General features: G+C 62.8%; 20 protein-coding genes. 3 read left to right on the top strand and 17 right to left on the bottom strand.

What is annotated here, in order from left to right:
* Positions 1-10: 10 nt before the first annotated feature.
* Both ACVNHC_RS05570 and ACVNHC_RS05575 read right to left on the bottom strand, forming a co-directional pair.
* Positions 11-568, bottom strand: coding sequence for a tripartite tricarboxylate transporter TctB family protein (locus ACVNHC_RS05570; protein WP_457166665.1), 558 nt, complete (start codon positions 566-568; stop codon positions 11-13).
* A gap of 134 nt (positions 569-702) precedes the next feature.
* Positions 703-1665, bottom strand: coding sequence for a Bug family tripartite tricarboxylate transporter substrate binding protein (locus ACVNHC_RS05575; RefSeq protein ID WP_457166666.1), 963 nt, complete (start codon positions 1663-1665; stop codon positions 703-705).
* A gap of 173 nt (positions 1666-1838) precedes the next feature.
* Between ACVNHC_RS05575 and ACVNHC_RS05580 the strand changes: the two genes are divergently transcribed.
* Both ACVNHC_RS05580 and ACVNHC_RS05585 read left to right on the top strand, forming a co-directional pair.
* Positions 1839-2522, top strand: a complete 684-nt coding sequence (locus ACVNHC_RS05580) for a GntR family transcriptional regulator (RefSeq protein ID WP_457166667.1) — start codon at positions 1839-1841, stop codon at positions 2520-2522.
* A 51-nt stretch (positions 2523-2573) separates the two neighbouring features.
* Positions 2574-3248 (top strand): GntR family transcriptional regulator, encoded by a 675-nt coding sequence (locus ACVNHC_RS05585; RefSeq protein WP_457166668.1) that lies wholly within the window; start codon positions 2574-2576, stop codon positions 3246-3248.
* Between the two features lie 32 nt (positions 3249-3280).
* Here ACVNHC_RS05585 and ACVNHC_RS05590 read toward each other — a convergent pair whose 3' ends face one another.
* On the bottom strand, positions 3281-4402 hold the full coding sequence (locus tag ACVNHC_RS05590) for a GGDEF domain-containing protein (protein WP_457166669.1): 1122 nt from the start codon (positions 4400-4402) through the stop codon (positions 3281-3283).
* 292 nt (positions 4403-4694) lie between these two features.
* Here ACVNHC_RS05590 and ACVNHC_RS05595 point away from each other — a divergent pair, with 292 nt between their 5' ends.
* Positions 4695-5840 (top strand): diguanylate cyclase domain-containing protein, encoded by a 1146-nt coding sequence (locus ACVNHC_RS05595; RefSeq protein WP_457166670.1) that lies wholly within the window; start codon positions 4695-4697, stop codon positions 5838-5840.
* A 36-nt stretch (positions 5841-5876) separates the two neighbouring features.
* Here ACVNHC_RS05595 and ACVNHC_RS05600 read toward each other — a convergent pair whose 3' ends face one another.
* From ACVNHC_RS05600 to ACVNHC_RS05665, 14 genes are all read right to left on the bottom strand, one after another.
* Positions 5877-6791, bottom strand: a complete 915-nt coding sequence (locus ACVNHC_RS05600) for a hypothetical protein (protein WP_457166671.1) — start codon at positions 6789-6791, stop codon at positions 5877-5879.
* A gap of 2 nt (positions 6792-6793) precedes the next feature.
* Positions 6794-9544 carry a vWA domain-containing protein gene (locus ACVNHC_RS05605; RefSeq protein WP_457166672.1) on the bottom strand — a complete coding sequence of 917 codons (2751 nt, stop codon included), beginning with the start codon at positions 9542-9544 and terminating at the stop codon, positions 6794-6796.
* 14 nt (positions 9545-9558) lie between these two features.
* On the bottom strand, positions 9559-10545 hold the full coding sequence (locus ACVNHC_RS05610; protein ID WP_457166673.1) for a hypothetical protein: 987 nt from the start codon (positions 10543-10545) through the stop codon (positions 9559-9561).
* A gap of 166 nt (positions 10546-10711) precedes the next feature.
* Positions 10712-11665, bottom strand: a complete 954-nt coding sequence (locus ACVNHC_RS05615; protein WP_457166674.1) for an AraC family transcriptional regulator — start codon at positions 11663-11665, stop codon at positions 10712-10714.
* Positions 11666-11903: 238 nt separating this feature from the next.
* Positions 11904-13535 carry a methyl-accepting chemotaxis protein gene (locus ACVNHC_RS05620; RefSeq protein WP_457166675.1) on the bottom strand — a complete coding sequence of 544 codons (1632 nt, stop codon included), beginning with the start codon at positions 13533-13535 and terminating at the stop codon, positions 11904-11906.
* A 331-nt stretch (positions 13536-13866) separates the two neighbouring features.
* Positions 13867-14577, bottom strand: coding sequence for a substrate-binding periplasmic protein (locus ACVNHC_RS05625; RefSeq protein ID WP_082205804.1), 711 nt, complete (start codon positions 14575-14577; stop codon positions 13867-13869).
* Between the two features lie 501 nt (positions 14578-15078).
* Complete coding sequence (locus ACVNHC_RS05630; RefSeq protein WP_457166676.1) at positions 15079-16017, bottom strand: restriction endonuclease; 939 nt, start codon at positions 16015-16017, stop codon at positions 15079-15081.
* Positions 16018-16537: 520 nt separating this feature from the next.
* Positions 16538-17926, bottom strand: a complete 1389-nt coding sequence (locus ACVNHC_RS05635) for a restriction endonuclease subunit S (RefSeq protein ID WP_457166677.1) — start codon at positions 17924-17926, stop codon at positions 16538-16540.
* A complete protein-coding gene (locus tag ACVNHC_RS05640; RefSeq protein ID WP_457166678.1) occupies positions 17923-19455 on the bottom strand; it encodes an N-6 DNA methylase in 1533 nt (510 codons plus the stop codon). The genes ACVNHC_RS05635 and ACVNHC_RS05640 overlap by 4 nt, the downstream gene beginning before the upstream one ends.
* A gap of 74 nt (positions 19456-19529) precedes the next feature.
* The gene (gene hsdR / locus ACVNHC_RS05645) at positions 19530-22931 is read right to left on the bottom strand and encodes a type I restriction-modification system endonuclease (RefSeq protein WP_457166679.1); all 3402 of its coding nucleotides are present in this window, start codon (positions 22929-22931) and stop codon (positions 19530-19532) included.
* Positions 22932-23011: 80 nt separating this feature from the next.
* Positions 23012-23812: a phosphodiesterase gene (locus tag ACVNHC_RS05650; protein ID WP_457166680.1), complete on the bottom strand. Its 801-nt coding sequence runs from the start codon at positions 23810-23812 to the stop codon at positions 23012-23014.
* A 123-nt stretch (positions 23813-23935) separates the two neighbouring features.
* Positions 23936-25228: an ABC transporter substrate-binding protein gene (locus ACVNHC_RS05655; RefSeq protein ID WP_457166681.1), complete on the bottom strand. Its 1293-nt coding sequence runs from the start codon at positions 25226-25228 to the stop codon at positions 23936-23938.
* A 41-nt stretch (positions 25229-25269) separates the two neighbouring features.
* A complete protein-coding gene (locus tag ACVNHC_RS05660; RefSeq protein WP_058900027.1) occupies positions 25270-26091 on the bottom strand; it encodes a carbohydrate ABC transporter permease in 822 nt (273 codons plus the stop codon).
* Positions 26091-26945 carry a carbohydrate ABC transporter permease gene (locus ACVNHC_RS05665; protein ID WP_208982593.1) on the bottom strand — a complete coding sequence of 285 codons (855 nt, stop codon included), beginning with the start codon at positions 26943-26945 and terminating at the stop codon, positions 26091-26093. Before ACVNHC_RS05665 ends, ACVNHC_RS05660 begins: the two co-directional genes overlap by 1 nt.

Genomic DNA, 26945 nt, shown 5'->3' on the forward strand with positions numbered 1-26945 from the left:
GACCGCTCCTTCAGGGCATGAGGCGGGCAAGCGGCCCGGCCGGCAGCATCAGGTTGAAGCCCTGGCGGAAGACCACATAGATCGTCAGCGAGATGCCGATGGCGAGCGCGGCATGCATGAAATGCGGCCTCGGCCGGCCTGCGGGGCTCAGCAGGGAAAACTGCAGGAAAAGATAGAAGGCAGCCGAAATGGCAAAGCCCAGCGGCCGCATCAGAGCGATGAAAACCGCAATGAGAGCCAGAGAAACGCCAACGGTGAGATAATCGGGCCGCGCGCGGCCGGCGGCCTGTCCGCCGCCCTCCTCATCAGACGCCGCAGCGCCAATGGCCGGGTTTTCATCTGCGCAATCTTCTGCGCAATCTTCCGGTGCCAGCGCCCCTTTCGCACGCAGGCTGAGCACCAGATGAATGGCACCCAGCAAGATCATCCCGATCGAAAGGGCATAAGGGACGAACGCGGCGTCCACCGTCCCGCGGCGCGGCAAACCTGCCGTCATGTAGAAAAATGCAAGACCAGCGCACAGCATGCAGACGCCGGTCAGAACATCCTTGTTCCGGCCCAGAGACATGGCTCCCCTCCCGTTCCGGCAGTCAGGCAGCACCCGGTGTTCCGGAGGCATCCCGGCCTGACTGCACACTTCCATCAGCAGATTGCACGGCACCGGCAGATCAAATCCGCCGGATGCCCTTCTCCCATGTGCAATCAGCGCGCAGCCTGCAGCGCTTCCCTGTACTGCATGTAGTTCTCGCGGATGGCGTTGAGCCGCGTCTTCGCCTCGTCCTGGCTGTAGTAGCTCACCGGCTGGCGGAAGCCCTGCTCCAGATCCTTCGCATACTCGGGGATCTCAACGATCTTTGCCGCGATTTCGTCCATCTTGCTGACGATGGCCGGATCCGTGCCCTTCGGGAAGGCGATGATATAGGGGTTGTTCATGACGAACTGTGCACCCTGCTCCACGAAGGTCGGAATCTCGCCGAGGAGCGGATTGCGCTCCTGGTTCGGCTGGCCGAGCACATTCATCTGGCCGGCGGCGTGATAGTCCTTCACCGCGCCATAGGCGATGCCGGCGACATCAATGCGCCCGCCCAGAAGCGAGGCAATCTTCTCCGCAGCTGAACCGGTGTCGACGATACGCATTTGCGCACCGGTTTCCTTGGAGAACAAAAGGCCCTGCAGGTGCGAGTAGCCGCCAAGCTCCGTTCCGTAGATGACGGCAGCAGGATCCGCCTTGGTCTTTGCCAGCAGTTCATCCATCGTCGAGATGCCGGACTGCTCGCTGGTCACGAAGACTGCTCCCTGGTCAATGGCCGGAATGCAGCAGATCTCGAAATCATCGATGCCATAGTCGGCAAGGCCGGAGACCTCCGTCACGATCAGATGCCCGGTGTGGCCGAAGAGCATCGTGTAGCCATCGGGATCGGCATCACGAACCGAGGAAGTCGCGATGGTGGCTCCGCCGCCCGGCATGTTGGTGATGACCATCTGGCTGCCCGTCACCTGTTCGAAATACTTGGCAAAGGTGCGGGCGTTGAAATCGGTGTCACCGCCGGGGCTGGCACCGATGATGACGTTGATGGGACGCGACGGCCAGTCGCCCTGCGCTGCAGCAGGTCCTGTGGCCATGGCAATGGCTGCGACAGACATCGCAAAAATAGCTGATCTCACCACTCTCTCCTCCCTAAATCGCAGGCCGTGGAACGCCCGCTATTGATGCACTAATATATTTGTGTATCAGTGACAACCCTGAAATCCGGCAAGCGGGACAATCGGGCCGGGAAAATGTATCAATCGGTCCAGAGAATCTGAGTGGTGACGGCAGCATGGCGCGGCGGCGGACAATGACGGACGAGGTCTATGACGAACTGCGCAGGCAGATCGTCGATGTCGAGCTGCTGCCCGGCTCCACCCTTCCCGAACGGGCCATCTGCGAACGTTTCGGCATCAGCCGCACCCCCTTGCGCGAAGCGGTGCTGAGGCTGGTGCAGAGCGGCCTCGTCACCGTTGCGCCCCAGCATGCCACTTTTGTTGCGCCGCTGGATGCCGCCGCGATCCGCGAGGCGCATTTCCTGCGCGACAATCTGGAACCGGCCGCCCTTCGCCTGCTCTGCGAGGCCGGAAACCTTGACCTGTCCAGCATGGAAGAGATCCTGCTTGAACAAAAGCTGCTGTTGTCGCGCGGCGATCTGTCGTCCTTCCTGCCGCTGGATGACCAGTTTCACCGGCAAATCTTCAAGCTGGCCGGGCTGGAGGGCGTGTGGTCGATCATCCACGCGAAGAAGGCGCATCTCGACCGGGTGCGGCATCTTCAGGCACCGCAGCCGGGCAAGATCCCGCGCCTGATCGAAGAGCACGAGGCCATTCTGAACGCCGTGCGGAACCGGGATGCCGCAGCTGCGGGGGCGGCCTTGCGCAGCCATATCTCGGGCGCCATCCTCTACATTGCCGAACTGGAGACACAGCGGCCCGAACTGTTCCGTTTGCCGGATGCCCGCGCCGCATCCGCCGGGGCCGGACAGGAATGACCGCATGCCGCCCCCGGCCGCCGCGACAGTGCTTGAGAAAATGAGGTGATCATGCAGCCAACCCGCCTGGCCGCGGCGCAACACCCGGCGCTCGAGCTTGCCGAAGACATGCGCCAGCGCATCGTCAGCCTGGAGTTGGAGCCCGGGCGCAGTCTGTCACGCAAGGAGTTGCAGGACCATTACGGCGTCAGTTCAACGCCCGTGCGGGACATGCTGCTGAAGCTGCAGGAAGACGGGCTGGTGGAGATTTTCCCGCAGTCACGGACGACCGTCAGCCTGATCGATCTCGAACAGGCCCGCCAGGCGCATTTCCTGCGCAGTTCCGTGGAATGCGCACTTCTCCGGCAACTGGCCGCAAGGCCGGATCCCCTGCTGATCGAAGCGCTTGAAACCATCCTGCAACTGCAGGAAAAAAGCGCCCCGTCCGACCTTGCAACCTTTGCAGCGCTCGACAAACGCTTTCATCAGGAGCTGTTCGTCTCGGCCAGGATGATGCATGTCTACGGGGTCATCCGCCGGGAGAGCATGCACATCGACAGGATCCGCGCCCTGCACCTGCCGGTGGGCGGCAAGGCAGCCCAGATCCTGCGCGATCACCGGCAGATCATCGGCTGCCTCAAGGCTGCGGACCCGGCACAAGCCGCCGAGGCCATGAGCGCGCATCTCTCGCAATCCATCGCCATTGCCGGCGACCTGCGCAACACCATGCCGGCCTATTTCCGCTGAGGGGAGCAATACCAGCTCACCGGGGTCTGATATCAGCCGGCGTTGAAGAGCACCGCCTTGTCGCGGCCGCGGTGTTTGGCAAGGTAAAGCGCCTCGTCGGCCTTGTGCCGCAAGGCGCGGGCGTCTTCCGTCCCGGTCCAGACCGCTATGCCAAGACTGGCGCTGGTGGTGATGGTGTCAGCGCCGGGGTTGAACGAAAGGGATTTCACGGCAAGCCGGATCTGTTCGGCCCCTGCAAGGGCGGTCTCTTGCGTCTGGCCGCGCAGGAACAGGCAGAACTCCTCGCCTCCGAGGCGGCCCAGAAGCGCGCGCGGACCGGCGGCGCCTGCAATCGCCTGCGCCACGCCGGTCAGCACAACATCTCCGGCCTCGTGGCCGAAACGGTCGTTGATGCTCTTGAAATGGTCGATGTCCAGCATGATGAAGGCGTCACCCGGCTGCAGGTGCTGCGGCAGCGACGCCAGGAAATGCTGCCGGTTCGGCACGCCGGTGAGCGCGTCGGTGTTGGCCAGACGCTTCAGCTTGGCCTCCGCCCGGTCCTGCACCAGCAACACCACGAAAAGCGCAATGGCGAACTGGCAGATGATCAGCATGAAGAAGGACTGGCGCGGATCGGGCAGGCCGAATTCCGGGGCTCCCAGCGCCAGCGCCGCCAGACCGGCGAACACGATGGACGTCAGTAGCGCCCCCAGCAAGCCGAAGCGGGCCGGCAGACGGTCCCGCAGATAATCCCGGAAGATGACCAGCGCAGCGGCGGCCAGATAAACGGCAGTGGTCAGATTGAACAGCACAGCCCGCACGGTATTGTCCGCGTACCACTCCATTCGCCAGACCAGAAGGACGAGCGCCAGCGCGGCGGCACCTGCTGCCCAGTCCCCCACCCACCGGCGGCGGCTGCTCAGTTGCACCAGCCCCGCAGCAATCAGCGCATATCCGCCTGCCCCGGCTGTAAAGCTGCCCATCGTCCACGTGACGAAGGCCACCAGCCCCTGTTCCCCCCACCCGGCCAGTGTCGAGCCAAAGGCAAGCACCGCAAAGCCCGCTGCCAGAAAGTCCAGTCCCGGTTCCTGCGACCGGCAGCGCATATAGGCAAAACAGACCGCCCCAACCATCAACGAGGACTTGTAGAGCAGGAGAACCGTCGCAAGATCCATCTTCAATCCGGGAACCAGCCAAACATAGTTCAGCGGATACTGCAGAAGAGCTACTTTTGAGTGAACCGGCGATGTGGCCAGGCATGCTGACGTAAATGCAGTTTCCGTTGAATGCAGCCTGCCGTACGCAGATCAAGCCCGTAACACATATAAATATTACAAGTCCTGATCGCTCTGCATTTCAGATAAACGGACACCAAAAAGGCAGGAAAGCCTTCACACTTGCGCATTATCCAAGACGGACAAACGGTGGGCGAACACAAGCACACCATGCTATCATGGCGGCATGACGATGAACGGCGCAGCATTTTTCCTGATGGTGAACTTCGCTGTCGCCCTGTCGTTCAGCGCCGTCTTCTTTGTCACCGCCCGGCGCAGCCAGTTTCCTCTTGCGGCAAGATGGATTGGCGCGGGATTTTGTGTGGCCTCACTCTCGGCCCTGTGCGAACTGCTCGTCGCCTATGCGGGGCCGCCCCGGCTGTGGGCGCTGGGAGCCTTTGCGTCGGTTCTGTTCGGGCTAACCATGATGACGGCCGGGATCGGCGAAATGTACCGCCGCCGGATCGATGCCAGGGGCATTGCCATCTTCCTCTCCGCAAGCCTCTTTCTCGGTTACATCATTTATGATCTGCCACGAGGCACGCCGCTTCACGCTTTCCTTTATCAGGCGCCCTTTGCCATCACGGTGCTTGCTGGCGCCCTTGTCGTGTTGTCCGCTCCGCACCGCACGGGGCTTGACCGGTTTCTCGGCCTCCTGCTGCTGGTCACCGGCCTGCATTTCCTGGCCAAGGCCGGGCTGGCTGTCGTCTTCGGAGCCGGCAGCACGGCCAAGGACTATGTTCACACGAACTATGCGCTCATCTCGCAGAGCCTGACGGCTGTCCTGATGGTCGCGACAGGTTTGACCCTGCTGGCGAAACTCGTTCTCGAGATCATGGCCCTGCAGCAGACGCAATCAGAGCTCGACAGTCTGTCGGGCCTTGCCAACCGGCGCGGATTTGACCGGCGTGTCGATACTCTGCTGCGCGAGGATCCGCATGGTCCCCACGCCATCATCCTGTGCGATCTGGATCATTTCAAACAGATCAACGACACGTTCGGCCATCATGCAGGCGATGCCGTGATCAGGGGTTTTGGCGAGCGGCTGCGCGCCTGTGCGGGGATCAAAGCTGTGGCCGGCCGCATGGGCGGGGAGGAATTCGCCCTGTTCCTGCCGGGAACGAATATCGATGCCGCCGTCCAGATTGCGCAGCGCTTGCGGCTGGAGGTCATGTCTCTGCCGGACCTGCCGCATGGCCTCAAAGTGACTGCCAGCTTTGGCGTTGCGCCGGTGCCCTTCCAGACCAGCCTTGCGGAGGCCTGCCGCCTCGCCGATCAGGCGCTTTACAGAGCCAAGAATGCCGGACGGAACAGGGTCAAGCTGGCGGCAGCCAGTTAGCCCAACCGCCAGCCCCCATATCATGGCCGAAGCTTCTCAGTCTCCGACTCGCACCCAAGCGTTGCGGCTGATCATACGGCAGTGAGCTGTATTGCCCATGACAGCCGCAGCTTCCTTCGGCAAAACGATCTGCAGGGTCGAAACATGATCGATCTGCGCCCTGCTTTTGACCGTCAAGTTCCAGTTCAGCTTGCTGCCTGCCCCCTGCCCCGCCGGAATCTGATCAAACAACTGCGGGAAGACTTCCGTTTGCCAGCTGTCAGTTCCTGCGTTACGCCAGACGACAGGGCTGCTCCCCCCTGCAGACAGGCTACGGGTTATCTCAAGTTGATCAGGATGGAACGGCACCTTGAATTCCAGCCTCCGTGGCGCGGTCAACTCTGATGGCAGGGCGGCGGGAGACTGGGGAAACGCGTGCTGTATCATTGGCGGGCAGCCTTCAAGGCGCGTTTCGCCAAGCCTAGCTTGCCAGAGACCGGAGAGCGGTTGCGGGCCATGACCGGCTTCCCCGGGGAAAAGCTCGATCGGCCTGTCCGGGAATGGGTCAGGGTCAGGGAAAAGCTCGATGGGATTGAAAGGCTTACCGCCGGGCAGGAGCACCAGCTCCACATCCTGGGGGGCGCAATTGTCCGGTCCGCCATAGCGGAAAGCCGTGTCTGCGCCGAGCAGTACCATCGCGTCCGTCAGCGGCAAGCCCCCCTGTCGGGAAAGCCAGTAGCCGGTCCGGTTCGGCACGTCGACAATCAGCGTTGCAAGCCCGTCCGGCGCGGTGCCAAACAGAGCCTCCAACTCACCGGTCAGATTGCGATCGGGCGACAGATAAGACGGCGTTCTATCCGCGCCGATCACGACCACCGGAGGGTGGCACGCCTCTGCTGCCACTGGCACCAACGCAAGACCGAGACCGGCAAGGAGCAGACAGTGAAGATTGCGTGAAATGGAAATGGACATGGTCAGCGGCTCCGCAGGATTGAGAGAACCGTATCGAGGGTCGCCGCATCAACTTGAACGGCGGACGGCAACGCCCTGGACGGCGTCGATCCACCGGAGAAATTGGCCGCGATCAGGTCCATCTCCTGTGTCGAGATATATGGCGTGAATTCGCACAGTGCGCCGAGCGGTGTTTGCCGGCATGCTTCACCGCCGTCTTTGTTCAGCCCGGCCAGCTTGAAGTTGCCGCCGCCGTCCTGGTCGAAGAACCAAGTGCCTAGCCTGCCATCAGCCAGTGGCCTTGCCACCTCAACCGACCAGCCCGCCGGCAGCTTTCCGGCGAATGCAGGATTTTGCTGCTCGAAGGTGCAATCCTCATTGCCGCAGCGGCGCAGAACCTCTCCGGTGGTCAAGGTGACTTGCAGCTTTTGCAGGTCACGGGCCAGCGCTTCGTCAATCCGGTCCGGGTCAGTGCACAATTGCCCGGCACGGGTCAGGAAACACCCCCGGTCACCCTGCGGCCAATCGGCCGGGTTGAGCCAGAGCGAATGGGCAGACCCTGCCTGTTCGGCAAACTCGGCACGCGGCAACGGCGATGCGGGTGTCACATCCGCCACCCAGTTTTCCGGCAAATCGAAAGACAGACCGGTGGCGGCATCGCGCATGCTGCAGCCGTCAGCGGTCCTGTCTCCGGGCAGGCAGCGGTGGGGATAATCCGCAAAGGCCTTGCCGCCTGCCTCCCTGCCGTTTTCGCAAGCATCAGGGCCATGGCCTTGAGCATCTGCGCAGCCCGGCGCGGCAGGTGCTGACGCCTGAGACGGATCCCATTTCAGCGTGACGCGGACCAGCTGAAAGGCCGCCAGCACCTGCGGATCGGCGCTCTCGAACATGCAGAAGGGGCCAAGGGCGCCCGCATCCTCGCAGGGCCCGTTCATGGCCACCCACTGGCGCGGCCCAAGCACCAAAGCGTCACCGGAACCGTGCCGGAAGAAAGTGACCCGCGGCGGAAAACTCTCACCTGCGGCCTGTGCGCCGGTTGTGTATCCCTCTGTCGTGGGCTGATCGGTCCACCAGCCGGCCGGCAGCAGGAAGGAAAGACCGGTCGCACCATCTGTCACGGGGCAAGGCGCAGGCCCGTCACAGGAATAGACCACATCCTCTTTTGCACCTGTTGCAGAACCGGCATCCGCCACCTTTTGCCTGCCTTGCGTCTCGCCTTCCGTTTTGTCCAGCTTGCGGACCTCAACCGGGATACGGGCGAATTCGGCATATTCACTGGCGGCGTTATACCCCATGTAAACAAGATCGTAGGTTCCCGGCTCTGAGGGGGCGAGCAGGGGTTCACCGGCGGCCAGTTCACTCAGGCTGCGCCCCCAGTCGTGCCGGCCGTCTCCCTGCCAGATTTCAACCCGGTCGAGGCGCAGCTGGCGGCCCTGTGTTTCAACCGCGATGGGCGCACCGGGAGCTGCAGCAGACGGCGCTGTAAGGATCACGGCCGGATCAGCCGCAGCATCGATCACCATCTCGTCGAGGACTTCGCCGCCCCAGGTTTCGAGCCTGAGCAGATACTGACCAGGCGCATCGAGGTTGATACCGGCGTCCTTGCCCCCTTGCGAGCCTTCGACCGTGCTGTAGGTGATGACCCCATCGGAACTGGTGCTGCCCACCGGATAAAGCCTCAGAGCAAGAGCTGCACCGCCTGTTTCTGTTCCTTCAACGCTCACGCCGAGGTCAATCTGCACGCTCCCCACGGCATAAGGGCCCCGGTTGATCATGCCCGCCTTGCCAGGCTGATATGCCGGTTCTTCAAGCGGCCGGACAAAGAGGATAGCATCCGGTTTGAACCCGGAGACCCAGCCGTCTTCCGGCGGATAGACGGCCCAGTCCATCTCGGTCGAATAGCTGTAAAGGCGGCAGCGCGGCTCTTCGACGAAATAGCTGCCGGGCGGTTCGAACATCCAGGCTGCGGCTGCAGCATCCGCCTCCGCCAGGGCGCGGCAGTCCTCTGCCGTGCCGGTGCGGGGAAAATCCGGCTGGCCGGGTGCGGCAGATTCTGCGCCAATCGCCCCGCCCGTTGCTTGAAGCTGGATGGCAGGCATCAAGGGCTTGCCCGGGAAATGGGTGTTCGCCTTCGGCGGCTCCATGCTGATGGCCTCGGTCAGGGCGCTGACCAATTCGCCCGCATTGGCCGCCTCGATGTAGCGCCCGCCGGTGTTTTCAGCCAGGCACGCCACCTGAGCGCCCTCCTCCTTCGTCAGGCCGAACCCCACCACATGCGCGGTGAAATTGACGCCGGCCGCCTCCAGCTCGGATGCCAGTGCGCAAGGGTCGGCCTCGCAGGTTTCCAGCCCGTCGGTGACAAGGACAACCGTGGCGCTTTCCTCGCCATAGCGCAGCGCCTCCGCCGCCTGGCGCACGGCAGCCGAAAGCGGCGTCTTGCCGAGAAACCGCATGGCATTGACCGCATCGACAATCGCAGGGCCCGTGCCCTGTCCGGGCGGCACCAGAAGCTCGATGTCGCTGCAATTGCCCTTGGTCCGGTGGCCATAGGCCAGCAGCCCCAGTTCCTGCTGCACAGGGATGCCTTGCACCACCCTGGCCACCGCCTCGCGGGCGATCTCAAGCTTGGCCCGCCCGTCGATCTGGCCCCACATGGAGCCGGAGCCGTCCATGACGATGATGGTGCGCGGCGCCTCCTGCGCCGTGGCAGCCAGTGGCTGGCAGACGGCGGATGCCGCCAGCAGGACTGCGGTTCTGAGTTGGATGCTCTTCATCACCGGTAATCTCCTCATGCGGATGCAGCGGTGGAGCGGGCAGCGCCAGCGCGTCCTGACGCCCAGTCGCGCGCCTTGCCGCCAATCTCCCTGAACTTGCCCGACAGATCCTGCAGCCGGGCACGCCAGGCCGGATCCGGCACCTGTCCTTCGGTTGTTCTGAAAAACACCTGCATCATGCAGGTGATGGCCAGCGGCTCCAGCAGCGCCGCCTTGAAGGCCCAGGCAAAGAGAATGGCAAAAACGAGGCCACCCGCGCTGAGCGCGCCGGGCATCAGATAGACAAGGGCGGCCGCCGGGGCGAGCGCCAGCAGAAACACCACGAAGGACAGGCCATAGATCATCACGGCCAGCCAGGCGGCGTTGCGGAACATGGTCTTGTAGTTCTGCCCGTAAAGCACCAGCGCCTCTTCCGCCGAGGCCCAGGGATTGGCCGCGCGGGTGCGCATGGCGTGGGCAAGGATCACCTCGTCCGTGAAGCCAATGGCGACTTTCAGGAAGTTGCGCAGCAGCCCCGCCGCCGCCTGCAGGCCGGGAATGGGCAGAAGCGAAGCAATGCCCTCGATCAGCCCGGCGATGGCGGAAATCACGCCCTTGACCAGCTGGTCGATGCCGAAAAGCAGGCTGGCCTGCGCAAAGCGCTCGCGCACCATGCGGCTGCCATAGGCCACCTGCCCTTCCCCATCCGGCAGGGACCGGCCGTCCATCAGCTCGACCAGAACGGCAATATGCCCGGCCTTGACGATGTAGAGCACATATTCGCGCAGCAGATAGAGCACCGCCGCCACAAGGCCAAAGCCGGCAATGCCCCCCAGCGCCGTGCTGGAGGCCAGGAAATCCTCATCACCCAGCTGGCCGGCACCATAGCCGATGGCCGCGCCCGTCCCTGTTGCGATGACATAGGCGCAGGCCATGCCGAAATAGACGGCCATGCGGAAAAGAAGAAAGGGCGCGGTGCGCGCCATGAGTGCGAAGGCACCTGTCAGGCTGAAATCCCACATCCGGAACATCCTCGAATGGCCATGCAGACCCTGCCCGCCGGCAAGGAGGCAGGCAGCTGCATCGTGAAAAAAGACTAGGATGAGCGGCCGGGGCCGTCTTGGGGCCCCCGGCACTTGTTTGCGGGGACTACGGCACAAACATGGGCCAATCTCCCTGCATATGACCTTAGAACCGGTGCGCCCGCACATCTCTTGGGGTCATGCCATAGGTCTGGCGGAAGCGGGCATTGAACCAGGACAGATCACCGAACCCGGCCTCCAGGGCAATCTGTGCAATGTTGAGATGCTGACAGGCCGGATCCGTCAGCATGCGGTGGGCCATGGCAAGGCGCCGTGCGGCCACATAATCCCGGAAGGACGTGCCCTCGCGCTCGAACAGAGCCCGCACATAGCGCGGGGAGAGGCCGAGGCGCGCGGCGACCCTGTCCGCGCTGAGGCCGGGCGTCACGAGGCTGCGCTCGATCTCCGCCTTCACCTGTTTCAGCCGGGCGGCCCTCAGCCCCCGTCCGGCGGCCGCCTCTGCTGCCTCCCGTGTGGCGCCAAGGGCCATCAGCGCCAGATCCTGCACATGCGCCACGCATTGCGCCGCCTCTTCAGGGGCAAGCGCGGGCAGTTCGTCATGCAGCATGCGGGCATAGCCGAGAAACAACCGCCATTGCGGCGTCAGCGGCGCGGCGCGGCGCAGCACCGCATCGAGCCCAGCCGCCGCCGGCCCCAGATGCACCCGGGGGATGGACACATAGATGCCCTCCATATGCTCCCCGCCAAAGCGCACGGTGCCCGGCACATCGCCCGGATCGGCATAGACGAGGCCCGGACGCAGAGTTTCCTCGCGCCCGCCGGTCTGCAGGATCGTGCCGCCGCCAGCGAGCGGGATGTGGAACATCACGTCATCGCTGCAATCGGCCGCGTGGCTCTGGCTGCGCACCGCAGTGGAGGCGGAATGCCGCCCGTGACCCACGATAAGTCCCGGCATCACGGCAATGGATGTTTCGGAGTGAAAGTCCTGCCGGTCATCGGGGATGAAGTCCACCTTGGTTATATTGGCGACCACGTTGCGGAACTCTTCCACACGCCGCGTGCGGCTGAAGTCTTTCGACCGTATCGACAGGATCGCCATGCTTCCCCCCTCCCCGCAGAACCGCCAGCCCGGCTTTCTGCTTGAAAGGACCATAGCAAATACGGGAGCGTGCCACCTGTGACGAAAGTCACGCTTGGGAAGCTGCGCGCAGGATCTTCACGGCCTCCCGGAGCATTCAGAGCGGTTCTGTAGGCCGCAAGAACAACCTCTGCCTTCAAACATGCATCAGGCTCCGGAGCCGGCCCCGGAGCCTGTAACATTGCGTGTCTGCGCTAGATCATGCCGCGCTGACGCGGCGCAGGAAATCGTCAATGTTGCTGGCCAGAAGGCGGGTCTTCTCGGAGACATCGCCCGAGGAGCGCGACACATCGGCCGCGGCCGAAGAGGTCTCCTCGACCGCATGCTTGACGCTGGTCATGTTGACCGTGATCTCGCGGGTCCCGGAGGCCACTTCCTGCACAGAGTTGCTGATCTCGGTGGTGGCCAGCCCCTGCTGCTCCAGCGAACGGGAAATAGCATCGGTATATTCGTTGACCCGGACCATGGTTCTGGCAATTTCGTCGATCGCCGCCACGGAGCCGGTCGAGGCATCCTGAATGGCCGTGATCTGGGCCGCGATCTCTTCGGTGGCCTTCGACGTCTGGGTTGCCAGATCCTTGACCTCGGCGGCCACGACCGCAAAGCCCCGGCCGGCATCGCCAGCGCGCGCGGCCTCGATGGTGGCATTGAGGGCCAGCAGGTTGGTCTGTTCTGCGATATCCTGGATCAGCTGCAGCACGGCGCCGATCCGCTGGGCGGAGGCGGCAAGACCGGCCACCTGCTGGTTGGCGGAAGCTGCCTTGGAATTGGCCGCGGAGACAACCCCGCTGGTGTCTGCGATCTGGCGCGAGATTTCGCCAATGGAAGCCGACAGCTCTTCCGCAGCCGAGGCAACGGTCTGCACGCTGGCATAGGCCTGCTCGGTTGCGGCGGCGACAGAGGCTGTGCGGCTCGTCGTATCTTTCGACATGCCGAGCAGCTGGTCGGAAATCTGCGCCATGGCAACAGTGGACTGTTGCACCGGCTCAAGCAGCTGGCGCGAGTCATTGCGGAAACCGGCGATCAGCGCTTCGAGCACAGCCTGGCGCTCGCGCTCTTTCTCATAGGCGGTGGCCTGCGCGCCCTCAAGTTCGCGCTGGCGCTGGCCATTGTGCCGGAACACTTCCACGGTCTTGGCCATCTGGCCCAGTTCATCGGCCCGGTCGAGGCAAGGCACCTCACAGTCGAGCTGGCCATCGGCCAGCGTCAGCATGGTGCGCGACAACTGGGCAATCGGCTTGGCAATCCGGCGGATCAGGAAGAACAGGCACAGCGACACGATCACGATCGCAGCCGCCGTCAAAAGCAGAGAGGTTGTCAGCGCCTCGGTCCGTGCGCTGGTGACGAACTGACGGTCAAACGCTACATAGGCATTGCCGATCCGGGTCTGGCTGCCGCCATCCTCGCGCACAATCGGCTTGATGCCGACAATATATCCCGGCGTTACGATGAATTTGGTGCTGCCATCATCGGCGGGCGCCTGCTCTGCCTCCGGCACATTGTCCAGCAGATCCTGGCCGCTGGCCCCGGACCGGTCAATCACGGCGAAGATGGAGCCGCTTTCCTCCCGCACGACGGCCCAGGAGAAGCGGGGATTGTCCAGAAGCGGCCTCAGAACGGTCCTGGCCAGTTCCGCATTGAAGTCCCAGATTGCATTGCCGAGGGCGAGATTTGACAGCTCGGTGCTCAGCTGGATCTCGGACCGGAAGGACGCCTCCACCGTATCAATCTGCTTGGTGCTGGCGACGTAGGAGAACCCGGCGAAAGCCACCGCAACGACCGCCACGACCGGCGCAATGGTGGCAAATTTTACGGACTGCCAGAACTTCATGGTAGATCCCCATCTGAATTCGCAGCATTGTTACTTATACTGACGAATGAAGTCTTAATTCTGCAAGCGGATACAGATAATTGTTTCCAGATATCAAATATTGAAATGAGAAAACCGCCCCGCCGGGCCGCACAAGTGCCCGGCCTCTGCGTCAGCCGCAACAATATCCATGCACCTGCCTGACCTTCGGCCGCTTCATCCTTGCATCCGGGGCGTGAGGTGGGGACGCTCAATCAACGCCCCACCCCGGCAACGCCGGTCAGGAAACGCCACGCCGGGTCAAAGACAACAGGCCCCGGCAGCAGGAAACCAGCAGCCGGGGCCTTGCGCTTCACAGACCGCCGTCAAAGGCATCGCGTGCCTTGCGGCCCTCGTCCGAGTTCTTGAAGCAGATATGCAGACCATGCTCCTTCAGCAGCACATCATTGAAGGAAAGCTTGGCAGCAACGGCGGACACCTGCGGATCGGTCTTGGCAAGATGCTCGAAGACCAGCTTGTCGACCACCGCGGCATCCGTGCGCCCGCCGGCGGCCTTCAGGATGTTCTGCACATCACTGTCCGCCTCATCGACCTTGATCTCGCCCTTTGCGGCCATGGCATCGAACTGCTCTTCGTTATTGTAGCCGCGCACCACGCCGATCTTGTAGGCCTTCAGATCATCCAGCGATTTCCAGGTGATGGGCTTGTCTGCAAGCTGGATGAACCCGACAGGGCTGATGCCGAAGGACTTGGAGAACAGGCAGCGGCTGCCACCCTTTTCGGCATCGGAGTCAGAGCTGTAATATTCCGGGAACACCCCGATCCAGGCCGGATCTTCCGCTGCCATCTTCACGGCGCGGTTCCACGGAAAGACCGCCACTTCCGCGCTGTGACCTGCCTTTGAGAAGGTGTTCTTCACCGCCTCAGGGCTGGTGCCAGAGCCGTCAGCCATGACATAGGGCGGCCATTCCAGCGTGGTCAGCTTGTAGGAGTCGGCCAGCACCGGCGATGCAGCAAGGAGCAGGGAGGCGGCGATTCCGGTCTTCAGCAAGGTGGTCGGCATAGTGTCTTCCCCGTATTGGAAAATGCAAATGCAGCGCCCCTGTCCCTTTGTCTCTAGCGCATCAGTTCAACAGCAGCCCTGCGAAGAGGACGCTAGACTTACTCCGTTAAAATTCAGCAAACGACTCAAACATCAAAAGAAATGCGCGGCCCCCTCCATAGAGAAAGCCTTAAATTTTAGTCATACAAATATTATTAGCCGTGTAATGTAAAAAGTATTTCGAGAATTTATGGGCAAATTGTGATCCAGCATCACCGCGCGGCGATCATGCCGCGACGGCAACCGGCCAAGCCCGCGCGGCACCTCAGCAAATTCAAGGCGTGATGCGCCAGCATCTCAGCCCCTGGCATCAGCCCCTCTGTCGGCGGGGCAGCTGTTTCCGGGCTCTTGTTTCCAGGGTTTTGTTTCTGGGGTTTTGTTTCCGGGCTTCATCGCCTGTCTCAAAAAAGCCCCGCTGACGCCACAGCCAGCACATGCCCCGCCACCTGCCGCAACAACGCCTCACTCCTCCCCGAAGAAATCCTCATCCAGCCGCTTGAACTCGACCGTCCGGTAGCCTCTGACGCCAACGCCGTGCTCGATCATCAGGTCGGCCAGCTCCTGCCCGTCGATGAGGATCACCCGCTGCGCAAGATGGCGCACGTAGTCGCGGGCGGGCTGGCTGAAGCTGGAGGTGGTGACGAACACGCCCTTGGTGGCGCCAAGACCAACGAGACTGCCGACGAAGCCGTTCACATCCGGGCGGCCAACGGGATTGCCGGGGGCATAGCGCTTGGCCTGCACATAGATGCGGTCAAGGCCGAGCCGGTCCTCGTTGACCACGCCGTCCACGCCGCCATCGCCGGAGCGGCCAAGCTGCGCGGCGGCATCCTTGTGGCTGCCGCCATAGCCCATGGCCACCAGCAGATCGACGATCAGCTGCTCGAAGAAGGCCGGGCTGTTGGCGAGGATGCGCTGCAGCAATTCATCCCGCAGCTCCGCCGTCATGGCCGCATGGGCCGCGTCGATCTGCTCTTCCGGTGTGGCAGGCGAAGCGGCGGCCTCAACAGCAACCGCCCCCGGCGCGCCCGCCGCGTCTTCCCCGCTGGAGCTGCCACGCCCGTTCTCATAAAAGGCGCGGAATTCCGGATCCTGCATCAGCATCGCCAGGGTGATCTGCTGCGGAGCGCCGGCCAGCAGCGCCCTGCCCTTGTCCGAGGCCACAAAGCGCCCCCGCACGGGCGAGACGATCAGTCCGGCCTTGCTCATGTAAAACTTCGCCCAGTGAATGCGGTTGTGCAGCACCCGCTGTCGCCCGCTCGGCAGCATCTCCTCCTGCTCCTGCGGCGTCAGCCCGAACTCACCGGCAATACGCCCGGCCGCATCCGCCACCCGCGTTTCACCTTCGGCAGCAAGACGCAGGACGGGCAGCATGAGGGTCTGGTAATCGGGGATGGTCATTGCGAAGTCAGACGCTCCTCAAAACGTTCCTATATCCGGCACGGCTGGTGGCTGTCTCAATGACCACCGGCTTTCTTAAATTCCTTTCGTAGCTCTCTTAGAGCTTTATGGTCGTTGACAAAGCAAGATCTCTCCTCTTTCGTCATGGTCGGGCTTGTCCCGACCATCTGCAAGCCATTGATTTGGTTAGATCCTCGGCACAAGGCCGAGGATGACGATGGAGAGGCCGAAGGTTTGTCAGCAGTCTGGTAGCTCTCTTAGAGCTTTCTTAGAATGTTCACGCTTCGTCCGAAAGGCGCCATTCAGGCGCCGTCTTGGATCCCGCATTATGGATCCGCCCCTTCATCCGTAAGTTGCTCAAAAGATTGCTTATTTTGGACTTCTTCTGATTTAGGCCGAGAGCGTCGCTGAGTTTACCCAAAAAGAGGTCATCAATTTCCTTTCTTGAAGCGCGTCCGAACGGCAGCTAAAGGCAGGCCGATGACGATGGGAAGCCGTGTGGCGAGGTCACACAGCGTTGTCACGCCTTTCTTCCCCGTCCCCGCTTCACCTTCGGCGCCGCATCGCGGGAGGCGCGGATGCGGGCGAGGAGGGTTGTGGCGGGTTCGTCGTTTTCGTCCTGGGGCACCAGTTCGCCGCGGAAGGCCTTGGCCAGGACCGCCTCATCCAACCGCCCCACCAGCGCCAGCGCCCGCTTCGCCTCTGCCGCCAGCCGGTCGATCTTGGCGAAGGCGGATTCGATGCGGCGGACGATTTCTGTTGCCTCTTCAAAGGGCGGAACCGGCACATTCATAGCGGAGAGTTTCGACTTGCTAATGGATGCGAGGTTCGTCGTCTGCTTCCCCTCGTCGAAAAAGTGCTTTTGCCCAAATTCATTGGCGTAATAGGACAGGAAGCGCGGGGGAACCGCGCCGGAAGCCAATCTCACGCGAAACACATGGTTCTGATGGATGCAGTCGTGGATTTGCCCATCCCAAACCCAGCCCCGCCCGAGCTTATCTCGATCACCACCTTCATTCATAAGCACATCGCCCTCTCGGAGCAGCAGAGCGTTGGCCTCTTTGGCAGTTACCTTGATCGTCTTGATCTCCCTGAGATCGAGCCAGCCCCGCTGCACGTTCGCAACGCGCAGATAGGGCAACTCCAACAACGGCTCGTCCGGCCTGCGCTTCTTGCCTAACGTGATCCCGGACTTGATGTCGGCAATTTCGCCAAGTTGCATTTGTTTCCAATGCGCCGGATGGCTAGCACTTCTGTTGCCATCAGGCTGAGCAAATTGGGTCGAAGTCAACGCCCCGCTGAACGCCTTGCTGAGCACGGCCTGTTTGTAGCGGGAGACGAGGGTTTCGATGCGGGTGAGTTCGGTGCGGGCGCGGGCGGATTTCGCGTTCAGCGCCTCCAGCTTGGCCACGATGCGCTTTTGTTCGGCCAGGGGTGGGAGGGGCAACGTTGTCGCAATGATCCCCGCTCGATTTAGTTCGACTTGGTTTGTCGTCCCAGACTGCATGTCGACGATCGCAGCCTGAACGCCTGGTGACTGGATGAAGCGGTGCAAGAATGTGCCCGTCACCGCGCCATTGGTACGTAGAATGGTGACATGACTGTCTACGACAGCCCGATCCGCCGTCTGTAATCCCTTGAATAGCGCAGCTCTTCCGATGGTGCCGGTTCCCGTAGAGTTCCACAGCACATCATCGGGAGCGAGAAATCGCTCTTCAGTCCACGATGACCATTGCTCGGGGTCAACATACTTCAGATACCGTTCGTCAATCCCGGCCCAGCGGACGCACTTCTGATTAATGACAGGAAGTGCGCTGCTTTCAACGTACTTCGGGGACTTCCCTCGCTGGATGTAGTTGCAGACTTCGCCAATTTTCGCCTCAACCCACCCCTTCGGCAGCCCGCTCATTCCACTGCCTCCGGCAGATCGCCGCCGAGTTCGGTGGAGAGGGCTTCGATTTCCAGCATGGCGGCCTGCAGGTGGCCGAGGATGGCGGCGGCGATGTCGTCGGGCTCGGTGAGGCCGTCTTCCGCCTCTTCCTCCGCCTCACGCAGCCAAGGGATGTTGAGATCGTCATCGCGTGCGGCAATGTATTCGCGGGTGAACATGCGCCAGCGGCCGGCCTCGCCCTCGTCCGGGCCGCGCTGCGCACCATGGGGACTGGTGCCGAAGGCCTTTTCAAATCCTTCGAAATGATTTTCCGTCAGCGGCGTGGTCTTGCCGAATTTCGGCATCTGCGCCCGCAGGTCATAGATCCAGACGGCCTTGGTGTTGCCGGTCTCGCTCGTGCCCCGGGTCAGGAAGATGACATTGGTCTTCACCCCTTGCGCATAGAAGATGCCGGTGGGCAGGCGCAGGATGGTGTGCAGGTCGCACCAGTCCATCATCATCTGCCGCAACGCCTTGCCGCGCCCGTCCTCGAACAGCACATTGTCAGGCACGACGATGGCCGCCCGCCCGCCGGGCTGCAGCGCACGGATGCAATGTTCCACGAAGGGCAGCTGATAGGAAGAGACGGTGGCCGTGACCGTCAGGTCATCGCGCGTCGGCGCCCCGCCCGCCGGGCCGAAGGGCGGGTTGGTGAGGATGAGGTTTGCCCGGCCCAGCTTCGTGCCCTTGTCCGACAGGGTGTCGCCCAGATGCACATGCTCGCTGTCGATATCATGCAGGTAAAGGTTCATCAGCAGCAGGCGCAGGGTGCCCGGCACGTTTTCCATGCCACGGATCGCCTGCCGCTTCTGCCAGGCGGCCTTTTCGCCAAGGTCGAAATAATCGTCCGTGCGGGCGCGCATGTAGCGGTCTGCGGCGATGAGGAAGCCGCCGGTGCCTGCCGCCGGGTCCTGGATCACCTCCCCCGGCTGCGGCTGCATGAGGCGGACCAGAAGCTCGATCAGCACACGCGGGGTGAAATACTGCCCCGCACCGCGTTTCGTCTCTTCCGCATTCTTCTGCAGCAGGCCCTCGTACAGATCACCGAACTGATCGCGCTCGTCCGAGAACCAGTCCAGCTCGTCAATGGCAGTGACAAGGGTGGCAAGGTTCTGCGGCTCGCGGATGAAGGTGGAGGCGCTGTCGAAGATCTCCTGCACCATCTCCGGCAGCGGCCGCGCATCGGCATAGCGCTTGCGCTCTTCCGGCGCGGCATTGTCCGCAGGCACAGGCACCAGTTCATCATCGCGCCCCAGCCGCACGCTGGAATTTCCGAGCGTGACCAGAACGTCCCGGTAATGGCGCAGCTGCGGCAATCCGCTGGCCTTCGCCAGATCCGCCCAGCGCATGCCCTTCGGCAGGCTGCCCGTCTCGCGGTTGCGCTCGGCCATCATCTTCAGGAACAGCAGATAAGTCAGCTCCGTGACATATTGCTGATAGGTGATGCCGTCCTTGCGCAGCACGGTGCAGAGGCGCCAGAGTTTCTGGACGATAGCATTGGCGTTCATGACGGGCTTTCCGGTTCGCTTGGCGGGTGTGTGTTTGTAGCGGGCGGCGGGCGCGGGTCAACAGGCTGCCCGCCTCACGCGGCAGAAGGTCCCCATATGGCTTCGTTGAAGGCGTGCAGCACCTCGTCCAGCGCGCCGTCAAATTCCTGCGAGATGCGCTGGAAACCGCCTTTGTCGGCAAAGCTGTCCTGATCCAGCATCACCGGATCGGCCACGGGCCTGTCCTTCAAGGCACGGCCAATGCGGCGCAGCCACTCCTTCTGCTTCGCCGTCCAGCTGCGCGAGGCCTCGATCCTGCGGATGGCATTTTCCACTCGGGTGGCATAGGGCACCAGCGGATCGCCCAGCGCGGCCTGCCGCACGAAGCCGATGATATGGGCGGCGATATCGGCATTGCGTGCCCGGCCATAGGCGGCGCGCAGCATGCTTTCGGAGTAGTTGTGCTCGTCCAGCAGCCCCGCCAGTTCGGACAGCTCCTTGCGGGTCAGATCACGCGGGCGCTGGGTCACGGCGATCAGCGCCGGAACCTGGTTCATGTTCTCCCGCACGAAACGCTCGAAGCCGGTGATGTAATCCTCGGGCGTGGTGTTGCGCCCGAAGATTTCCTCAATGCGCAGCAGCTCGTCCTCATGGGTGGAGATGAGCATCCCCTCCCCCTGCGCCACCGGCGGCCGCTCCAGCAGCGGCACGGCCTGCGGATGGGCCTCGAACCAGTCCTGCAGCGCCCTGCCGGAGAGGCTTGCCAGATGCTGCAGCAAGGTATCCGGGCTCTCCCCCGTCACCCGCTCGAAGCTCTCCTGCGTTTCCCTGTCCATGCGCTTGAGGCGCGCCCGCATGCGCATGATCACCTGCCCCGCCACCCAGTTGCGGTCTTCTTCCGTGGGCGCGTTCTCAAGGTCAGCCAGAAGCTGGCCCAGCGGAACATCCGGCCTTACGGCCACGGGCCGCATGTCCGATGTTTCCTGCAGTTCCGCATAAAGATCGACCGCATCGAAAATGCGGAAATGCTCCTTGCCGATATCAGGGCAAAGCCGTGTCGCCCGGCCGATCATCTGGTCATAGAGAATGCGGCTTCTCACCCGGCGCACGAAGACCAGATTGCAGATTGAGGGCACATCAACACCGGTGGTCAACAGATCCACGGTCACCACGTATTTCGGCTGGGGATCGTTCTTGAACTTCAGGATCTTTTCCTCAACCCGGTCAACCTTTCCGGTGATCTTGGCGACCATCCCGTGCGGAATGGCATCCCTGCCGTATTCCTCCTGCAGTTCCTCCACCAGAAGCCGCTCGATATCATCGGCGTGGCTGTCACGGGCCGCAAAGATCAGCGTCTTGCCCGGTTTGGACGGGGGAATCTCGGTTGCGATGGCCCGGCAAACGATCCGATTGAACGCTTCGGAGTGGACCCGCCTGTTGAAGTCGGCCAGATCATAGTCATGCTCCACATCATCGGGCAGCTCGAACAGGTCGATCTGCCCCGTGCGGCGGTCGATGATCTCGACCTCCTCGCCGCCCTCAAAGTGGATACCCGCCTCAGCCAGCGCTGTTGTGATGCGCCGGGGCGGCAGATAATCGATCAGATAGCCCTCCACGACGGCCTGCCGGTAGCCATAATGGAACACCGGGTGGCCGAAGATCTCGCGGGTGTGCAGCGCAGGCGTTGCTGTCAGCGCCACTTTCACCGCATCGAAATGGTCCAGGATCTGCCGGTAGGCGGACTGGTAGTCATCAATGTTACGGAAGCCGGCTTCACTCTCGCTCAACTCCGCATCCAGCGTGTAGCCCCGGTGGGCCTCATCCACGATGATGCAGTCAAAGGTGCCGGGCGTCAGGCGCCTTGCCGGGTCTGGCTCGTTGAGAATACGGGCAATCATCGACTGCACGGTTGCCACCTGCACCCGGTCCTCATCCGCAGGCTGACGCGTATCGAGGCCTGAAACCTTGTAGATCTGCGAAAAGTTGAGCATGCCTTCGATTTCGGTGGTGTCGAGGGCATCACTCGTCTGCTTGCCAAGCGTCTTGCGGTCAACAAGGAAGAGGATACGGCGGAAGCGGTTGTGCTTCAAAAGCCGGTACATCAGCGCAATGGCCGTGCGCGTCTTTCCGGTTCCCGTCGCCATGGAGAGGAGGATCTCGCGCTGTCCACCGGCAATAGCCTCCTCCACTGCAGCAATCGCCTTCTCCTGATAGGGCCGCAGCCGCCCATGGCCGAAACTGTCTTCGGCAAGCCCGAGCGCAGCGGCGTCCACATCCGTACGCAGCTTTTCAAGAAGGTCCTTCGGGGTAAACCAGCTTGGCATGGCCAGCGGATGGTTGGTCTGCCGCCGGACATCCCTGTACCAGATACCCGATCCGGCCAGCCACTGGCGCAAGAACGGGCGGCCATTGGTGGCAAAGACAAACGGCACCCGGAAAGGCTCATCCAGACCATATTGCCAGGGATCATCCGCAGCCAGCATTTCAGGGCTCAGCCGAATATGGCGGGCATAACGCTCGGCCTGAGACAGGGCGGACTGCACATTCACCGCCTCCCGCTTGGCTTCGACCACGCCCACGCAGGTCAGGCCGCAAAACAGTGCGTAGTCGGCAGAGCCGCTCTCCGCCGGCCATTCGGCGATGGCAAGGTTGCGCCCCTCTTCCGGCCTTGTGCCCTTCGAATAGCGCAAGGCCATGGAATCGGCTTCCCATCCGGCATCCGACAGCTGCACGTCAATCAGTTGGCGGGTCTGGCGTTCGTCCAGTTCCAGCCTGTTTGCCGCTTCCATGCCCGCCTGGCGGAATGCCAGAAGCGTTGCCTGCGGCTGGGCAGCAGCATCAGACTGCAGTTCCTTGAGCCTCGATGCCAAAGCCGCCTGATTGGCCTCAAGCTCCATGGCCGTCTGCTCCCAGACCGCGCTTTCCTCTACCGCCTGCCGGGCCATCTCCTGCGCTGCAAGGCGGGCCTTTTCCAGCTCTTCAGCAGACGCATGGGCCGCTGCCAGTTTCGCTTCGGCGTCCTGCACCTGCTGACGCAGGGCCGCCAGCTCGGCCAGTGTGGCCGCGTCGGTTTCTCTTGACGCGCGTGGCGGCACAAAGGGGCCGGGGTTGAACCCGGCGTCCCGCCCCCAGGTTCTGCGGTACCACACACCCAGCGCATGACAGAACCGCAGCGCAGACAGAGCATCAGATGGAGAACCGCCAATACCGTGGGCAGCCTCGTTACCGGCCTTTCTGACCGCATGGAAAATGCCGGCAACATCCCTCGGCAGTATCTGTTCAGCGGCAAGCCTGCGGATCAGGTCCACCTGCAGCTCCCGGAGAGCCGGATCATAAAGCCCTGAACGCGCCGCGATCTCTTTGGCCAGATACTCGCCGAACTGGCGGCTCTTGATCAGAGACGTGTTGGCATCATCTGCAAAGAAACGTTCGGCCAGCACACCCAGGCGGTGCAGTTCCGGACTGATATTGCTCAGATGATCAAAATTAACCGACACCGCCAACCTGCCCCCTGCCTAGCGCATTGACTTCAATACGATATCAGGAGTTGTGTGATCAAGCAGCAATCATCTCCCCCTCACGGCCCCTCGCACCGCGCTGCGCGGCTTGTCGGCACTTGTGATGTCTCGGCGGTGTAGGCGCGCAGGCCGTGCTCGTCGAGGAGGAGGATGCGGTAGGTGGGGTTGCCGCCGGTCCACCAGGGGCATGGGTCGGCAAGGTCGGTGATGAAGCGGTGGCCGGTGGCCTGGCCGGAGCTGTAGGCGATGCCGTTGGCTGCCGTGCCTGCCATGGGGATGTGGATGTGGCCGAAGACGATGTGGCGCACGCCGCCCGGATGGGTGCCGAGGCGCTGCATCAGCGCGCCGTCATCATGCAGGCCGATATTCTCGAAATGGCCGATGCCGCAGTCAAACGGCGGGTGATGGATGAAGACGGTGACGGGCACATCCCCTGCCCCGGCCAGCGCCTCATCGAGAAAGGCCATGCGGTCCGCACCATAGAGCCCGCCGATCATGCCGGCTTCATGGGTGTCCAGAAACAGCAGCCGGCCATGGTCCGTATCCTTGAAGGACTGGACGAAGCCCTGCCCGTCCACCGGATGCTCCGGAAAGGCCTCGCGGAATTCCGGGCGGCGGTCGTGGTTGCCGATCAAAAGGCGCAGCTCGAAGGGCACGGGCGCCAGGATCTCGCGCAACAGCGCATAGGCTTCCGGATCGCCGTGGTTGCACAGGTCACCGGTGATGACCATGAGGTCCGCATCGCCATGGCGGGCGAGAATGTCCTCGACGGCAAGGCGCAGCTGGCGCTCCGGGTCAACCCCGTTCACCACCGCGCCGGGGGGCATCAGGTGGGTGTCGGTGAGCTGGATGATTTTCATGGAAACGGTCCTGAGGAGGGATGCAAGGGGCAAGAAAAGGCTGCGGGAAACAGCCCCCCGCAGCCTCAATGGTCAATTGGCTGTGCCCGGCTGCCGCAAGACGCAGCCCGCCGGGAGAAAGCGTCACTTCATCAGGGCGTTGGTCTGATCAACCACCTGCTTCAGGCCGTCTTCCGGCGTCAGTTCGCCGCGCATGACGGCGCCGATGATGTCGCGCTGGGTGCGCCAGATGCGGACGGAATCGCCGCCCGGATAACCGGCCCAGGGCATGGAGCGGTCGGCCTGCAGGGAGGCGGTCTTCACGTTCGGCTTCTCGGCATAGAAGGGTGCGAGGAACTCCGGACCGGTGGCCAGTTTGTTGGTCGGCAGATAGCCGGTGATGCGCACGATGGTGTCCTGCGCCTGCGGGCCGGTGATCCACTTCAGGTACTTCCAGGCCGCGTCCTGCTTGGCCTTGTCCTGCGTCAGGATCACGGCGGAGTTGCCGCCGGTCGGCACGCCGCCGGTGTCCTTGTTGTCCAGCGGGAAGGTGGCGGTCTTCAGCTCGAAGCGGTCACCCACCAGGCCTTCGATGGTCTGCACGTGGGCGGGCGTGGAGAAGATGAAGCCGGTGAGGCCTGCGCCGAACTGCTGGCGCGACTGGTCCCAGTCCAGAAGGTTCTGGCCGCCTTCGGTAACGAAACGGCGGGTCAGCTTCAGGGCGTTGAGGCCGATCTCGTTGTCGAAGGCAACGGTCTTGGTTTCCGCATCAACCAGACGGCCGCCCTGCTGGAAGATCAGCGCCTGCCACAGCCAGTCATCCGGCCAGCCGTTGATGTCATAGCCCATGCCGGCGATCTTCGGGTCCATGGCGTGGATCTTCGCGGCCAGTTCGATCAGGCCTTCGAAGGTGTCGGGCATCTTGTCCGGGTCGCCGCCGGCCTTCTTCACCAGATCGGCGTTGATGTAGACGATCGGCGAGGAGGCGTTGACCGGCAGGCCATACTGCTTGCCGTCGATCTGGCCGAGCGCGGCCATCTTCGGGCTGTAGTTGGCGTCGAGGAAGGCCTGGCCGCCTTCGGCTTCGATGAAGGGCGTCAGATCGGTGATCTGGTTGCGCGGGGCCAGCGTGTGGACGAGTTCCGCCGTCAGGTTATAGCCGGAGAAATAGACATCCGGCAGGTTGCCCGTCACGGCGGCGCGCAGCACCTGCTGCTGGCCTTCGTTGTAGCCGGCGGCGGGGGCGAGGAAGTTGATCTTGATGTCCGGATTGTTCTTCATGAACTCATCGGCCAGCGGCTGATGGAACTTGGTGAAGCCCGGCAGGTTGTAGAGCACGTCGAGCGTGATCTCATTGGCAAGGGCAGGCTTGCCAAGCCCGGCCATGGCAAGGCCGAGGGCAAGACCGCCGAGGGCGGTGCGGCGAGTGATCTTCATGACAGTCTCCGGATGCGGTTGGGAGGAGGAGAACGGCCGGGTCATTTGACGCCGGTCATGGTGATGCCCGCAATGAAATGGCGGCGGGCAAGGAGGAAGCACAGCACCATGGGTGCGGTGATGAGGGTGGCACCGGCCATCAGCGCGCCGTAGTTGGCGCCCGTCTCCGCATCGGCGAAGAACAGCATGCCGAGCGGCGGCGGGGCGAGATTGACGTCGGTGACGACGATCATCGGCCAGTAGAGATCGTTCCAGTGGGCGACGATGGAAAAGACCGAGAAGGCGGCAAGCGAGGGCAGCGAGCCGCGCAGCACCAGACCCCAGCAGATTTCCATCTCCGAAAAGCCATCCATGCGGGCGGCCTCGATGATTTCGTCCGGATAGCTGCGGAAGGACTGGTGGAAGAGGAAGATGGCGAAGACCGACAGGAAGAACGGCAGCATCATCGCAAAGTACGTGTTGAGCATCTTCGTCCAGGCGAGGCCGACGAACAGCGGCAGGGCCAGCGCCTGAATGGGCACGCAGAGCGCGGCGATGACGAGGCCGAGCAGCAGGCGGCGGCCCGGAAAGCGGAGCTTGGCCAGCGCATAGGCCGCAGGCACCGCCGTCAGGATCTGCACGATCAGGATGCCGCCGCAGACGATGGCGCCGTTCAGCATGAAACGCGCCATGGGCACCTGGCTGGCGGCGCGGGAATAGTTCTCCGCCCCGTCGAACTGGTCGGGGAACGGCCAGAGCGAGACGTTGAAGATCTCTGCAGGCGGGCGGATGGAGGTCAGCAGCATCCAGTAGAACGGCAGCAGCATGAAGGCTGCGCCAAGGGCCAGAACCAGATGCGGGGCAAAGCGGCGGAGAGCGGCCATCAGTAATGCACCTTCCGGTCCATGTGCACCGTCTGCCCGATGGACAGCACCAGCACGATTGCAAGGAAGATCAGCGTCAGCGCGGCGGCATAGCCGGTGTTGGAATATTCGAAGCCTTCGAGATAGAGCGCGAAGAGCAGCGTTTCGGAACCGAAGCGCCCCTTGGTCAGCACGGCCACCGTCTCGAACACCTTGAAGGCGGAGATGGAGGTGGTGACCACGACGAAAAGCGTGGTCGGCCCCAGCATCGGCCAGGTGACGGTGAGAAACCGGTCCAGCGGCGAGCGGGCGCCGTCCAGCCTTGCGGCCTCGTAAAGGTCCTGCGGAATGGCGGTGAGACCGGCCAGAAACAGCACCATGTTGAAGCCCAGCACCTGCCAGATGCCGATGATCGCCATGGACGGGATCAAGAGCGCCGGATCGGAGAGGAAGGACACGGGCGAAAAGCCCAGCCACTTGATCGCCGCATTCACCGGGCCGATGGAAGGATGCAGCAGGAACTGCCAGACGGTGGCCATGGCGACGAGCGTTGCCGTGACGGGCAGGAAATAGGCGACTTCCCAGAAGCTGCGGCTGCGCTTGCGGGCATTGACCAGCAGCGCCGCACCAAGTCCCAGGCCGACGCCGAAGGGGATGACCAGCGCCGCATAAAGTGCGGTGTTGCGCAGCGCCCGCATGAACACCTGATCGGAGAAGGCCTGTGCAAAATTATCAAGGCCAATGAAATGAAGCGACAGCGCACCCAGCCGGTAATCCGTGACGGAAAACCCAGCGAGAATGATGACGGGCAGAATGTAGATGCCGAGCAGCAGCAGGCTGGCGGGGGCGGCAAACATCAGCCCGCGCATCATCAT

The organism is Pannonibacter sp. Q-1 (assembly GCF_054073275.1).